The organism is Anaerobiospirillum sp. NML120511 (genome assembly GCF_023050955.1).
Classification (GTDB): domain Bacteria; phylum Pseudomonadota; class Gammaproteobacteria; order Enterobacterales; family Succinivibrionaceae; genus Anaerobiospirillum.
The window spans coordinates 1-15,423 of the sequence record NZ_JALKIK010000067.1; the positions used below are offsets into that span (position 1 = coordinate 1).

At 48.6% G+C, this 15,423-nt stretch carries 5 protein-coding genes; 3 read left to right on the forward strand and 2 right to left on the reverse strand.

The window, feature by feature from the left end; genetic code table 11:
• Positions 1 to 144: 144 nt before the first annotated feature.
• Entirely contained in the window at positions 145 to 696 is a 552-nt protein-coding gene (locus MXE39_RS12165; RefSeq protein WP_246978988.1) for a helix-turn-helix domain-containing protein, read from the forward strand.
• Between the two features lie 957 nt (positions 697 to 1,653).
• On the opposite strand, the gene MXE39_RS12170 is transcribed toward MXE39_RS12165, so the two are convergent.
• On the reverse strand, positions 1,654 to 2,571 hold the full coding sequence (locus tag MXE39_RS12170) for a transporter substrate-binding domain-containing protein (RefSeq protein ID WP_246978987.1): 918 nt from the start codon (positions 2,569 to 2,571) through the stop codon (positions 1,654 to 1,656).
• 3,722 nt (positions 2,572 to 6,293) lie between these two features.
• The gene (locus tag MXE39_RS12175) at positions 6,294 to 7,208 is read right to left on the reverse strand and encodes a transporter substrate-binding domain-containing protein (RefSeq protein WP_246978986.1); all 915 of its coding nucleotides are present in this window, start codon (positions 7,206 to 7,208) and stop codon (positions 6,294 to 6,296) included.
• A gap of 900 nt (positions 7,209 to 8,108) precedes the next feature.
• Here MXE39_RS12175 and MXE39_RS12180 point away from each other — a divergent pair.
• Together MXE39_RS12180 and MXE39_RS12185 are read left to right on the forward strand one after the other, a co-directional pair.
• Positions 8,109 to 8,414: a hypothetical protein gene (locus MXE39_RS12180; protein WP_246978985.1), complete on the forward strand. Its 306-nt coding sequence runs from the start codon at positions 8,109 to 8,111 to the stop codon at positions 8,412 to 8,414.
• Positions 8,415 to 13,998: 5,584 nt separating this feature from the next.
• Positions 13,999 to 14,862, forward strand: coding sequence for a BON domain-containing protein (locus tag MXE39_RS12185; protein WP_246978984.1), 864 nt, complete (start codon positions 13,999 to 14,001; stop codon positions 14,860 to 14,862).
• Positions 14,863 to 15,423: the final 561 nt, after the last annotated feature.

A 15,423-nucleotide genomic window follows, 5' to 3' on the forward strand; every position in this document is an offset into this window, starting at 1 on the left:
CCAGCCTCAAGCAGCTGATTAATAGAATCTTTGTTTAAAGTGACCTGAATCTGGTTTGCCATAAGGTTCCTCCGTTCAGGTCATTATACTTAAGAAATACAAATCATTTTAATTACCTACAGTTCCTTAATTAAGGAGAACGAGATGGCAGTTAAAGACATAACTCTCAAGGCAGAGGCAGTGCGCCGTATGCACAGTGGTGAATTATCAGCTCCTGAGGCGGCGGCATACTATGGAGTTTCTGATTCTACAGTGCGTAAGTGGGCCAGCGATGATCGCCTGATTGAACTTGCAAATTCCAAAAATATTGCTGACAGCACCTGGGCCCCTCAAGGCATAAGTGTCGACAGTGAGGGCAATCTGGTGGAGCCTGAGCTGCCTGAGCCTCTCAACTCTTCACAGGCTATGGGCCTGTACAGCTATCTGAAGTCCTTCAAGTTCATCAAGCCTCTGGTCAAGGAAATGTGCAAAAAGCACCAGTGCGACGAGAAAAAGCTCATGTTATGGTGCAGCTGGATCGAAGCCATGCAGGCTATTGAGTCACGCGAGGCTGACCTCAATGCATGGCGTGCCCAGCGCTATCTGACCTTAAAGGACAGAGAGGACAAGCGCCGTGCCCGCAACGCCCCAATAAATGCCCGCAAGCGCATGATACGCGAGATGCGCCGCAGCTTTTTCTTTTTCCCATTCAGATAAGCTGTCCCACGCTCATTACCACCTGCATTCATTACATCCTGCGCTCATGACGCCCTGAGCTCATAACCTCGTGAGCTTACAGTCATAACATTGTGTACTCACAATATCCTCAAGCGCAGGATGTACTCTTACCTCCCCACCCTCATAATTACCGCCCAGCCCGAACACAGACACTTGCATGAACAGAGCAGCCAGGTGCGCTTTGTCATGCCTGAAATTCAGCTTTCCAGGGCATGGGGCAGCTGTCTGTAAAAATACGGCCACAATGAGCTCTGAGCAGGAGCGGCTGTCTGTAAGGAGCTGTCCATGCAGCGCGTTGAGCGGGGGCGACTGTCTGTAGGGAGCTGGTCATAATGCGCGCTGAGCGGGAGCAGCTGTCTGTAGGGAGCTGGTCATAATGCGCGCTGAGCGGGTGCGGCTGTCTGTAAGGAGCTGTCCATGCTGCGCGCTGAGCGGGAGCAGCTGTCTATAGGGAGCTGGTCATAATGCGCGCTGAGCGGTAGCTGCTTTCTGTAAGGAGCTGTCCATGCTGCTCAATGGGATGCAGCTGATCTATGGGGTGTCTGAGATTTGCCCGCATGCAGCGCAGGAGCATGGGATTTGCCGGGAGGCTGCACAGGGACGGGGCAGCGTATTTGCCATGGCCGGCTGGTCGGGCTGTGATTATGCTGGCTGCAGCTGAGCGGGCGCTGCAGTGGAGTTTGAGCTGATTGTGCGACTGGATCGGGGATAGCTGGCATTATGCGCAGCTGGCGTGAGTTACTGGGGTAAGGCGGGCTCTGGTAGACGTAGGGCGAGCGTGAATTGCCGGGGTAAGGCTTGCACTGGTGGTCGTGGGGCGGGTGGGGCTGGTCGGTCAGGTGCGGGGGAAAGGAAAAAGAAAAGCGGCATCCGGGAGAATGCCGCCTGAAACATCCGGATGCCTCCGGACAGAGTTTTTAGAAAAGGTATTCTTTATCAGTTAGACATGGACAGCTTAGGGCCGGCACCGTGAGCGTGCTGCTCAGCCTCGTGACCTTCCTCGGCCTCAAAGTAGTTGTGCAGTTCATCACGGACAATGCGGGCAACAGTGCCGTCATCAATCATTTCATTGAAAGTTTTGTAAAGCACCTCAGAGCGTGGGCTGTCTTTCTTGAAGAACAGGGCAATACCGCTTTCGCTGCCATCGATGTGACCTGAAACCTGGAGATTGGCCTCCGGCCATATAGCCAGGTATTCGCGGGCGATGATTTCATCTACTATCAGGGCGTCAGCAAGGCCACGGGATACGGCGTAGAAAACCATGAAATTGGTTGGAGCCTCATAGGTATTGATGGCGCGGTTGCCAATCATGGCTCCCATGTTGGATCCGGTCTGAACAGCCAGGGTGCGGCCGGACATGGCGTCCAGATCCTCAATATTATCACCTTGACGGCTTACGATAACAGCGCTGTTGTAGACATATGGCTTGCTGATGAGATAGTACTTGGCGCGCTCAGGGGTAGCGCTGATAGCACCGGCAACGATATCAGAATGACCGGAACGGCCCAGTTCCATCATGGAGGTGAAGCTGGTCAGGTCGAAGCCGTCAGCATCAAGTCTGAAGCCGGTACGACGCTGCAGCTCCTTGACCAGGGATACGTCCACACCTTCAGGAGTTTTGACATTCTTCTTTAAGGTGACAAATGGTGGGGCCACAGCAAAGGACACTGACAGGGTTTGATTGCTCAGTTCACCGGACAGAGCTGACGGAGCAGCAAACATGGCTGTTGCACCAAGAGCAAAGGCACATACCGGGCGCATCAGGCGAGAGCTCATGCTGGCTGAGCGGGCATGGTTGCGCTCCTGGTCCTGGCCAGAGACAGAGTTAGAAAGGCAAGAAAAAAAGTTGCGCATGATCGTGTCCTTGGATATACGAAATCCGGTTGATGTCGTTTGGCTCCCTGAGCTGTGCATCAGCTGATGACTTTAATGCGGCTTCAAGCGCAGGCGCGGTTGCCCGATGGGTTCCCGGTCCGCTCCACAGCTGGTTGGCTTACGCATGGGCATGGGGGCTGTCTGATTAATTCACTAAACGCTGCTCAGACGCATAATCCTGACTGGGTGAGGTCGTATGCCCTCATTATGTCTGTGTGAAAAGACCATACGTCTGCGAAAGTGTTGTTCGTTTGTATGTTTGTCTGATTGATAAATAATTCTTCGGCAGTTACCAGGTCAGAGGGGCTGATGTCATGAGCCTGATGGACTGGGCATGATGGCCTGTGTCTGATGTCATGAGTCTATGGGCTGAGCCTGATATCATGGAGCAGACGGCCTGTTCCTTATGGCCTTAGCATGATGGCCTGTGCCGGGGCGCCAGCTGGCGTGTGCAGCCTGAGCGCTATGTCTGTTTAATGGCTTACTGTGTTTCAGGACGGTACGGAAGCTGATTATGTAAGAACACACCTTATGATGTCCGCTTGTTCTGCCCTCTTTACCGGGGCGGGGCTCAGTGCTCTTCAGGCACTGGTTATAAGGTCGATACTGCAATGATTAAGAACAGATGCGGTCCGGACAGTCCTTATTATGTTCCTGGTAACAGCTTGTTATTGACTTATCTGCAAGTGTCTTTCATTTGCATCATGTTCGCTGACAAAGCTGATACCGTTGCGGCTGCCTGAGTCAGCAGCCGTGCTATGCAGTGAATATTACTGAAAAATAATGGTTCCAGTAACATCACAGCCAGGATTTTTTCCCGTACCCTCTCCAAAAAGTGGCTGCTCCGGACCACAACCAGGACGTTCGGTAGCCCCTGTCAGTTTGAGAATACGTTTACACAGTCCGGTCAGTCATGGGCAAAAAGCCCTTATCCAATCTTATTTACAGTGTATTTACATTGTCATGGCCATAATAAAAATGTTATATCTAGGCAGGATGAAATCAGCGTCAGTCAGGGCAGGCTTACCATGCCATAATATTTTTCCACAAATTACGCATGAATCAAATATACATACAAAATAAGATCATATAAATGTTTAAAATGTGACTATAATCTCAGTGAAACGCACGGCCTGAGAGGTGATATTAAGCATTATCCAGGAGTTTACATATAAATTTATGTCGATAAAACCTGATGAAAAGGCATGTGCAGGCCGTTTCTTAACATAGATTTAACAAACGCTTCTGTATGTAACAGTGCAAAGTCCCTATTACAAGTCATTTTATGATCAATCGTCTTTGTGGCGCATCAAAACAGGGCATAATCGTGGTATGAAAAAATATCTATGACCGGTAAAAGTGCATGATTCTCTGTATAAAAACCGGCAGACTTTTGGATCCCCTTGCTGAGCCTGATGTCATGTTCACTTTGCTGTCTGAACAGCCACTGCAGCTCATGGTCAAAAAGTCCTTATCCAGGCCTCTTGTCAGTGACGACATTGATTTAGCAGGCAATTATGGATGCAGGACAGTTCCCTTACCCCGGGATTTACCCGTAACAATTACTCTTATCCCATAAAATTGCCGCTCATTTCAGGAGCCGGATGGCTGCATAGCCTTGAGGCGCCTGAACTGTTGCGGCATGGCCGCTACAATCCTGACTCTATCCTCAGCACGGCAATCGGCATTTATATGATGCCCTGTGCCTGCCGCTGCCGCAGAATCTGCATCTGCAGGCCCGGTGCCTTCAGTTAATTGCTCTACCCCAGGCCTGTCCGGTCTCCTCTTCGTTTTTCTTCCTGCCCTTCCGTTCCTTTCGTTCCTGTTCTTTCCTTATCTCTACTGCACTGTGCTCCCCATTCTCTTATCTTTCGTACTCTCCATATTTCATCTAATCAATGTTCATCTTCACACACCCCGGCTAACCTCAACTCAAATAATCTCATCTTGCCTCATTATGCCCTATGTCAGACATAGCCTGAGGCCTTGAGCTTACTTCGGCATGGCGCTTTACTTTCGCAAACAGCTCCTCCTCCTCCTCCTCATAAAGGCAAGTGAGCCTGTGATATGTGGTAATCAGGAAATATCTTATAAATTGTTTTAGTTACCATAATTGAGCAGAAGGAGGCATTACATCAGTGATTGTGCATTGTCTACTGTTATGCCAAAGAAGTCTGTAAAGTGTTATGGTTATTATATTATTCTGGTGTCTGTACAATTTCTTTTACCATGGCGTGACACTGTGTGTAAGTTCAGCACTTTGTAGAACTTGTGCAATATGCACAGACACACTTTACAAAATATTATCTAATGTGATTCTATGGCCGGTTGCCAGTCTGGTGCACGTGCGTACATCCAATCACTCAATAATTTTCCCACTCAAAATTTGAGCACAGATAATGCTGAAAGGACTGTCATATCTCTTCTGGCAATCACAAATTCTTTATAAAATTGTAACAGTAGCATTTGCTGCAGCTGCATATGAGCTTATTTTGCCGGGCAGCTGCCTGAGGAAAAGCCATGACCTGTTAGCAGCAGTCAGGATATTATCTGAGAAGGGATACACAGCCGGGGGCTCATGCTGATATTACAGCCGCACTGCCACAGCAACCTTACAAGACAAAGAATAATGATCTTCTGTTCCGCCAGTTACTCTGAGGGGCTGACTATGAGAGCCGGCCTGTAATGTGAGAGTGTCCCTGGATTTGACTGTCGGGGCTGCTCCGTTTTGCCATGAGTAAGGCATACAGCTGCGCAGGTGGACCTCAATTAGCCCCATGACTGCTGGATTTTGGGACTGATTTGTCCACAGGTTCAAAATGCAGGTAAGGCCAGCCTGGAAGACAGGCATGCATGCAATGTCTGCCCAACCATTGAGCCAGTGCACGAGCCTGCGGGGAAAGGTCAGCCGGTTAGCCATGATGGTCTGTGGGGCAGGTCATCCGGTTAGCAAGTGCATGGGACTGCGGGGAACGGTCAGTCAGTGCTCAGAAGTGCAGTCAGGCAAGGTCAGACCGGTCTTCGAGCCAGAGCAAGGTCTGCAGCGTATGGGCAGTCAGCTAACAGGGGCACAGGGCTGCAAGGTAGGCTCATGCATATTTGCACAGGCAGGACATAGCATCATTGCTTGCTATGGCTGAGCATTTTGGACCATTGAGTGTTTTGTAAGGCAAGGGGCTGGCAATAAAGGAGGAGAGCATTCGTGTGCCTGCCTGCAAAGCAGGCTGCCAGAAATGAGAACACTTAAAGACAGCACACTTGTTGTTCTTTGATGTAAGCTGCAAGTAACTAGCCTTGACTGGGGGTAATGACACTTAGACAGAGAGCGGTGCGTGGGTGAGCTGGACAGTAAGGACAGGGCAGGGTTCAATGGCAGATCTGTCCGGTGATGAGCGTGATGGTAAGCTGGTTAGAGCAGATCAGAGCAGAGCGGAACAGATCGGAGCAGGTCAGAAAGTGCAGCTGATCGAGATAGCGCAGCTGGGAGGGCTGGACAGTCTTTACAGGCAGGACTGTACTGGTGCGGCGGGGACAAAAAGAAAAGCGGTATCCGGAAGAACACCGCCTGAAAATCCAGGCATAAGCCTGGACTGAGTTTTTAGAAAAGGTATATGGTCATCATGATGCCATGCATGCCATGCAGCCGGGCCTGACAGTCACTGTCTGTCGGCCTTGCTGCCTGTTACTGCTGCTGTCAGCTTTTAGTTGGCTGGAGCGGCATGCATGGAGATGCTGCGGGCTTTGCTGTTCTGTCTTTCGTGAGCGTAAGCGCTCTGGCTGTCAAAGAAGTTCTTGAGTTCCTTGCGCACAATACGATCTACAGTGCCGTCGGCCATCATCTGGTTGTAGATACGCTGCAGTCTTTCAGAATTTGGGCTGTCCTTCTTGAAGAACAGAGCGATACCGCCCTCTGAGCCTGGCAGTGTAGCTGCTACCTGCAGATTGGCATCAGGCCAGATAGCAATGTATTCGCGGGCGATAATCTCGTCGATAACCAGGGCATCAGCAAGGCCACGGGATACGGCGTAGAAGATCATGAAGTTGGATGGGGTTTCAAACAGGCGGATATTACGGTTGCCAATGAGGCCTGTCATATTGGAGCCGCTCTGAACAGCCATGATACGGCCATTGAGATCATCAAGGCTGCGTACCTTTTCGCCCTTGCGGGTTACGATTACGGCGCTGTTGTAAACATAAGGCTCGCTTACAGAGTAGTACTTGGCGCGCTCCTTGTTGGCAGTGATAGCGCCGGCAACAATATCAGCCTGACCTGACATGCCGAGCTCCATCATGGTGTTAAAGGAGGTGATGTCATACTGACCACTTTCGGTCTTGAAACCGGCACGGCGCTGCAGCTCCTTGACCAGGGCTACGTCAACGCCTTCTGGCTGGTTCATGCTGTTGCGCAGAGTTACAAAAGGAGGGGCTACAGCAAAGGACACCACGAGAGTTTCATTGCTCATGTCTGCCATGGAAGCAGGGGAGGCAAATAAGGCAGCGGCACCAACAGCAATTGCTGTTAAGGTGCGGCCCAGGGCGGCCGACAGGCCTTTACGGGCGGTGCGGGAGGATGAAGAAGATACAGTGATGGCGGTGCTGCAGGAAGTGGCGCGCATTATGATGTCCTTGGATGCTGTGAAATCCGGTTGGCGTTACAGCTGTGATACCTTTTGCAGGTGCGGCTGATCTCCGCCCTGTACAGACCATGGCTCTGTATTTAAGAGCAGGTCTTGCAGATCCTGAGGTATATCCTGGCGGTGTGTGGCGCCATGGAGTTCTGACCTCTTATAAACAGACTGCTGATTAGAAGGTATCAGGCAGAAAACCTGGTAAACGTCTGTTAAGAATGTTCAGCCTTATGTTGTGTGTATTAACCCAAAATCAGGAGGCTGAGTTGATTACTGGTCTGATTAATTCACAGCGGCCCTGCTGGTTGCAGGTGCCTTGTCTGCCGGTAGGCAGGCCTGGTCTCATGTGCCGGGAGGGTGCCCTGGGGATGGGGGTGACACATATATGGTCAGGCTCAAATCGGACAGGGGGTCCGATGGAAAAAGAGTCAGACAAGGGTTTTTCTGAAGTGAGTCATCAGAGGAACTGTGTGATGCACTGATGCTCACAGCGGTTACTGAAGACAGTAGCGTAACCGCATTCCCGTGGCTGGTTCTGCACGGGACTTGTATGTAAGTGTCGCCTGGAGCATTGATAAATCGCTGTTCTGGGACAGGGAAAATATTAAGTGAAAAAATGGTTTTTATGACATCGCAGCTGCAAAGATTTTCTTCTTGCCAGAGATCATTCATGCGCTAAAAATGATAAAAACTTGCAACTGACTGGGGATTTTTCACTGTACACAGAGCACGCAAAAAATCGTTCCTGATTATTAAGATCCCGATAAGCTCTTGTTTACTTTGCATTTACATCATCAAAATATGGCTGAAATACAATAGTCGGTATCTATGAAATATCAAATTGTTTCGATGGTAATGTGATGTTGAACATTTTTAAATAAATTACGCATGAAAGTGATTTACATACAAAATATAGCTATTTGTGAGTTAAAAACAGGCAAAAATTTTTTGTGGCAAAGATCACAAATCACTCAAAAGGAGCATTTGGGACATAGACATGGTGCAGAGCATACAGTGGCTGTATTGCCGTTGTTTATGCGGAAACTCAGGCAGGCTGCAAAGAACTGGTGCAAAAACGCTCTAATTTGGAACATTCACCAGGCAGGTTTACAAGCAATTGCACAGGTCAAGGACATGGCTAATATCAACTGCAGCTGGAGCAATAAACCTCATGCCTTTGCACCTACAAATTGAACCAGTACCTTCACACAGCAAACAATAAATGTCAGAAGAACCAGACTTGGCAAACTCTCAGCAAACACCAGATTAGCCCCCATTTCTTACAGTTTAGGCAGCTGTGCTGGTGCACTCGGGCATCATAAATAAAGCCCCAAGAATGATCATGCTGCGACCCTTTCATAGCCGCTTCACTTAAACGGACAGTGCTTACGTCCTGCCCCATGCAGCGAGCAGAAATGCAGGGCATACTGGCGTGCTCAACAAACACCATAAGGAAAGACAGAATTGAGTACATGCAGACATAAAGACAGGCAGCAGACATCTGCTGCCTGCAATTTCTGTCGTCAGAGCCGGACTCTCGCCTATGGTTTAAGCACGAGTTGAGAATAAGGAGACGGCTCTTGCCGAGATTGATAATGGATAAGAGCTCGGGCCTCGACAGCTGGTCAGCCCCATTTAGCCAGCGGCCGGGTCTGTCCCAGGCTGTATGGTCAGCAACAGCATGGATTAAAAGAAGCAGGGCATTACGCTGGCTCAGGCATGGACTGAAGGGAGGTCGGCTGTAATGATTATGAAGCGGGGCATGGCCCAGTGCTCAGGCGGTACTGAAAGTATGTCAGCTGCAGTGGTTAGGATGCCTGTCTGGCACTGTGCTCAGGCATGGGCTGAATGGAAGTCAGCTGTAATGGTCAGGGTGTCAGGCTGGCACTTCCGGATTAGTGCCGACCTTAGTGGATATCAGTACCTTTGGACCAGGCAATTATTTGCCCCTTTATTATCCTGGATCTGACACCTTCATCCTGATACAGAGCACATGACTGTCATCCTGGATCAGGGCATGTATAAGCTTGTACTGGCTTGCCGGTGGAGAAGAATGGTTGCTGCAACCTGGTGATGAATTCGATGAGGCGGGGGTTTTACGCCTCTATCGGAGCACAATGGAAGTGACTCAGTCGTACAGGTATGAGGTAAAGACATAATCCATGGTTAGACATCATCAAGGGCCTGACGCCAGACAGTGTAGTGACAGCCTATGGTACAGATAATTGAGACGGCACAGACCAGGGTACAGATAATTAAGGCGGCAAAGAGCAAGGTACAGATAATGTCCCAGCTTTTGCCAGGAGAAAGTACCAGTAAGCAGCTGCTACCTGTCTAATGACTTTAGTCCTTCGTCACGGCTGATACAGGGACGGGCGCCTTGGCCATGGTTGGGTCACTGTCATCAAGAGCCCGTAGTTAAACATGAGATAGAGGCCTTTTGTCAGGCACAGCAAAGCATCATTATGTTGTCCTGAATAATCCTTTGTAAAACAAAGAAGCAAGTGACAGTAGACAGAGCGGAACTGTAAATTGCCTGTAGATAGCGGGAATGTTGCCATGGTTAAGCATACTGACGTCTTTCGTTTTTATTCGGGCCTGTAATGAGCGGAAGATGTACGTGTTTACTTGCTCAGCTGTGATTATCAGTATCGGGTACATGATGAGCATACAGTTGCCTTGATTAAAGATAGTGAATAGACACCAATGCTTATGGTGACTACTCATTCTCCACGTTTGTCTGCATATGACTGTGGTCTTGGAGGGTGAGTCCAGCACAAGCAAATGCAAGCCAGGCATGGTCCTCACGTAACTGGAGGGAGCCACTGGCATAATCAGGCTTCCTTACGTGGATGTAGACAGTCGTTGATGTGTAAGGCAGGAAGTGGCGGCGGCAGAGATGTCACGTGTGCGTAGATGTCACGTGGGCGTATTACTTCAATGTGTACAGGCGTTGCTGAGAAGTACAGGAGGTGACGGCTGAAGATATATCGGGTAGCCGCCATTGCGAGCCAGGCAGGGTCCTCACGTATCTGGAGGGAGCCACTGGCATAAGCAAGCTTCCTTAAGTGGATGTAGACAGTCGTTGATGTGGAAGGCAGGAAGTAGCGGCGGCAGAGATGTCACGTGTGCGTAGATGTCACGTGGGCGTATTACTTCAATGTGTACAGGCGTTGCTGAGAAGTACAGGAGGTGGCGGCTGAAGTTATATCGGGTAGCCGCCATGTTGGTAGTTACTGCCTGAGTAATCTCCTGAGCTTCATGAAATGGTTCTGATGGTCCAGTGGCAGCAGACAGACAGACGGTGCTTCTGACTAACCTTTCTGCTTGGCCCTCCTGTATACAGAGGTTCAGTGTCAGGACAGGAGGCAGGTGGTAGGGAGCAGTACAGTATGGTAGTCATGGTTTAAGAGCTTACGGTGGACTTAAGTCTGTGCAATGAGAATCCAGGTAAAGGTAGTACCTTAAAGAAAGCGTCTTGCTTAAAGACCATGGACAGGCGAGCTGGGGGCGCCACTCCGAATAGCAACGGTCTGTGCTTTGGCGAAAACAGGTAAATGATTCAGGAGCGTGCGCTGCATTCTCATTAATGTAGAGCTTAAGGTCAGCTGCTTACAGGATTTGAATAGAGAATGGCATGACTGGGGGCAGGAAGTCATCAAGGAGGGCTGGGTTGGGGACAGGCACTTACATAACCGGGCCTGCAGGTACAGCCTGATCCCTTGTCCGCATGTGCCTGGTAAGAGAGCGGTACGTGAGCGTGGCTTTCAGGGAAGTCTGTGGAGGTGACATTACAGGTAACTGATGCGGTGCAAAAATATATTTTGGTCAGGGAAGTACAGGGCTTATGCACTTTTATGTTTCAGAGAGCAGGGGCAAAAAAATACATAGGATCAGGACACTGGCCTTAAGGGGGGCTGAGCATGCTGAAATACAAAAAGTACCTTTATGTGTGAACTAAAATTAAAACATCCTGTCAATAATTCATAGTGAAGCCCGTGCTGACGGGGTTTTGGGGTTTTCATGAAATGAATGCCATGTGCCATTTTTTTTCATCCAAAAGTCCTGGAAAAGTAGCAGAATATACCGACAAAGCTCGTGAAAGTTTATGGGTAATTTCTGACTTTTTACATTGCTTTTACATGGCGCCACCCATGGCTGGCAGAGGTTGTTAATAAAGATCTATGGGTGGTTATGTGATCTGTATCACATTATTTATGTTACCGGGGATAAGCTATTTTTTCTAAAAAAATCGGAGATTTTGAGCTGGCAAATGGACAGGGTCATGAACATTTCATCTGTTAAGGATTATCCAGATTATGGTGATCAGAAAATTAGGAAATTTTCACTTTTGGGCACCTTGTGTAAAAATTCTGAAAAATTACTTCACTAGATACAGCAAAACTAGTGATCACGATCCCAAAGTATTGAGCTAAAACAGTGCAAATATTGCACTGAGTCTATTTGTATTTAAGAACTGATAAACGTCATCATTGGCTTATTTATCAAAATCTCGGAACTTTTGTCCTGCATTCAGCACAGATAGAATCTTTTTTCAAAATTTTTCAAAATTTCTAAAAAAATGCTTGCAAAGGAGCGGCTATTTTGTATAATGAAGCTACTCCTTATGTTTGTTTGATTGTTACCCCCTGAGTTCTGATGAACTCGGGGGTTTTTTATATTCGGGCCCGTAAACTGGCCACTTTTTCACTCTGAAACTGCAGTCTTTTCCCATTTCTTCCCCTGCCCTGTATTTTGTATCCTTTATTCAGTTCCAAATCTCAATCTGACTGATTTACTCCGTCCATTTTCTGTTACAGATCTTGATGTATTGTCAGAGCTTGCAGTCTGCCTGAGGTATTTATTCAGAGCTTTCGCCGCCTTTAAGTAACACAGTTGTAACATTTACATATACTGTAAGCTGAAGTATATGTGCTGGAAGCACGCATCTGCCATTTTCGCTTTCCTGCCGAACAATCCTGCGGCATTTCCTACAGTCCCCCGCCGCCCCTGCTTTATCCGATCCCCACCATCCTGCGCAATTCCATGAGATCCGCCTGCATTAACCGTAATGAGCAGCTCGACAGTATGATCAACAGTCCTGTAAGTACGGTCATGGGGGAGGCTGATTTGCTGCCAGGCGCACTTGCCCATCATGGTTACCGCTGTTGATCCCTGCGTCCCTGGCCTGGTAGTGTCTGACACCTGTACAAGGGATGTCTCGTAGGTAAAGGCACTTTGGTACATTATTTACAGGCGCCATGAATCATCCATCAGGCAGTATGATGCTCCGTAGCATCGCATAGCATCGCATCACGTCCCATCCCCCATCCCCCATCCCCATCCTTTCACTGTTGGCGAACCATATCACTACGCTAAGGTATCAAATACGGCTCTGTGCGGGCGCTTGGGGATGCTGCGGCTCTACAGGAATAAATTGCTTCTTTGGAAGCCATTAGAGCCTGTAGCAGCTTCATAGAGCTACGAGGAGTAGCAGGGACTGCTCAATGACTTTCGTGCTGTTATTGCGGCCGGGACCTGCACAGCTGTACATGCTGTGAGATCTGTAGGCACTCTCCGTAGCTATCCAGGGGAGACGCATTATCTGTACAGTAATCTCCCTATTCTGCCGCGCATGGCAGGAGCTCATAAATAATCCTGATGAGGGATGAAGCCTGGAGGAGGGCTGATGGGGAGCAGCTATTAGAAAAACTGAGTGGCTTTTGATAGAAACAGTAATTCTGGGGCAAATTTTATGTTACTGGTAACGTCGTTTTTTGCCCCAAAATCGCAGCAAGTCTGGTCTGGCTAAGTCAGCAATACTTTGGTGTTGTGCAAGATGAAATCGCAGGCAGGTGAGGGGTGGTGGGGATACGGCTCGGGGAGGAGACGGCGCGTGGAATGCTAAAGGCAGGAAGTGCCCGTTGGAGGCAATATGGTGGTGCATTTTGTGTCAGTACAGCCCAATCTTGTTATACCTGTCCTTTTCCTAAGCTCACAGTGTTAACTTACGACATGACTGTACCTGCTATTGCTGCAGTTTGCTCTCAGGAATGTGCTGAATGCCTGAGACATGGCCTGATTATCTGGTGCTCAGTAAGCTGCATCAGGGTATGGTTATTAAGCGTCTGTTTGATAAGTGTCGACAGAGCCTGCATGTAGCCGAACTTAAGGTGGCAGGCACCACAACTCTGTCGGCAGCTGGAAAGCCAGATGGCTGCGCAAATCCGGTGTGCAGACCGATGCAGCTAACAGGCTTTCCGGCATTTCTGAGCAGGCTCTGCCATTCTTTACCACGCCATGATCGTGTTTTTGCCATGGCTAATGCCATTGCATAGGCAAGGCGGTAAGTGAGCACGGTATATGTCTGATGCTGACTGTGCGGGCGCACGTAAAGTGCGTATGCAGCAGCACCATGACAGTGGATATGGCGGCGAGCCGTCAGGAAAAATGTCATTCAGCGCCATTATTGGAGTATTATTCTGCCTGAGGCTGCAGACCATCACTACGGTTTGAGCTCAGCTATGGCACGGGTATATCCGTAACCAGGCAGTATCAGGTACCTCTCTGTAAATCCTGAAAACAGTCAGACAGTATCAGCTCAAGTGCTGACTGCAACAGCGTCAGACAGTGTCGGCTCGATTGCTGACTGTAGCAGCGTCAGACTGCGTCAGTCAGTGTCGGCTCGAGTGTTGACTGCACTACCGTCATACGGTCAGGGATAATGGACCTGTAAAATTTTTGATATGCGCCAGATTTGATAATGAGGAGATCTCAGATGCATAACACCGCAACAGAAAAGCAGGCAGCAGCCGTAAAAGGCCTGAAGAAGTGGGCCGCAGTTGGCGCCTGCTGTCTGGTAATGCCTTTTGTTCTTAACGGATGTGCGCTCGCTATTGCAGGTGCAGCCGGAGCCGGTGGTGCAGCTGCAGTCCATCAGGACAACCGCTCTCTTTACAATATGGCCTATGATGAGGGTATCGAGCAGCAGTCATATCGCTTAATCAAGTCTAATTCTCTGCTCTCCAAGCCTGAGGATCTGAGAATCTCTGTAACTGCATTTAACGGCAACGTTCTGATCACAGGCCAGACTATCAACCGTGACTACATTAAATGGGTAGTAAAGAAGATTGAGGGACTTGAGCATGTACGCAAGGTTTACAACTACGCTACCCTGCAAAAGCCGGTATCAGCCCGTGTAGTTTCCAGCGACTCCTACATTACCTCCAAGGTCAAGGCCAAGCTGCTTCTTGGTAAGGACATCAATTCCAACCGCTTCAAGGTAGTAACCGAGAACGGTAACGTATTCCTTATGGGCATTGTTAACAAGGATGAGAGCAAGCGCGCTATCAATACCGTTCTGGGCATCGATGGCGTACGCAAGGTCTATCACATCTTTGACTATATTGACGACAATATTTACCAGGGCAACTCCGGTGAGCACGAGGGCCCAATCAATGTAACCCCACAGAAGGGCAACAGCGCCTCTTACCAACGTCCACAGCGCAACTCTTCCTATGTACCACCAGTTGAGAACAAGCAGAATGGCGGTGCCTACATTATCGAGGAAGATCCAGTCTTGACTCCGGTTGCAGACGACGGCCCATCCTCCCTGCTGTTACCGGCAAGTGAGTACAACTAAGACGGGAACCTTATCATCATGAGCCCGACTACTGCGCAGCAGTTATCAAACTGCAGTATTTGTCCATGAATCTGTATGATTGAGATTTGGTCACCATAATCTTATGTAAAGCAGTAATAATCTGCTGTGAATGATTGCTAAAAGGAAAAAGGCAGTACTTCCAGAAAGCGGAGGTACTGCCTTTTATATTTTGGAAATCGCAAGGAGGCCTTGCCTTGACTTAGTGCCACGCAGACAAATTACTTTGCAAAATACAAAACAAAAGGCCCTTAGCCTGTACATGATATTTAAAGATTGTCACAAAAATTATTTATAGTTTGTCATTATATTTATAGTTTGTCATAATATAACTACAATTCTGCAATATTTACTTTATTTACGGGGTTTTTTCCATTTCATACCATGCAGATATGGTGATCTGACTCACACAAAAAGCACTTTATGATATTTATACTTTGTCATAAACTCATACCTAAAGTCAGATCAGTGGCAAACTATATGAAAAAGTCTTTAATAATCGACTTGATAGCTAAATGGGAGGACGGTCAAAGTCGTGGACTT

Coding starts and splice junctions, on each gene's coding strand:
- MXE39_RS12170 (WP_246978987.1), bottom strand. CDS start 2,571: ATGCGCAACTTTTTTTCTTGCCTTTCTAACTCTGTCTCTGGCCAGGAC.
- MXE39_RS12165 (WP_246978988.1), top strand. CDS start 145: ATGGCAGTTAAAGACATAACTCTCAAGGCAGAGGCAGTGCGCCGTATG.
- MXE39_RS12185 (WP_246978984.1), top strand. CDS start 13,999: ATGCATAACACCGCAACAGAAAAGCAGGCAGCAGCCGTAAAAGGCCTG.
- MXE39_RS12180 (WP_246978985.1), top strand. CDS start 8,109: ATGAAAGTGATTTACATACAAAATATAGCTATTTGTGAGTTAAAAACA.
- MXE39_RS12175 (WP_246978986.1), bottom strand. CDS start 7,208: ATGCGCGCCACTTCCTGCAGCACCGCCATCACTGTATCTTCTTCATCC.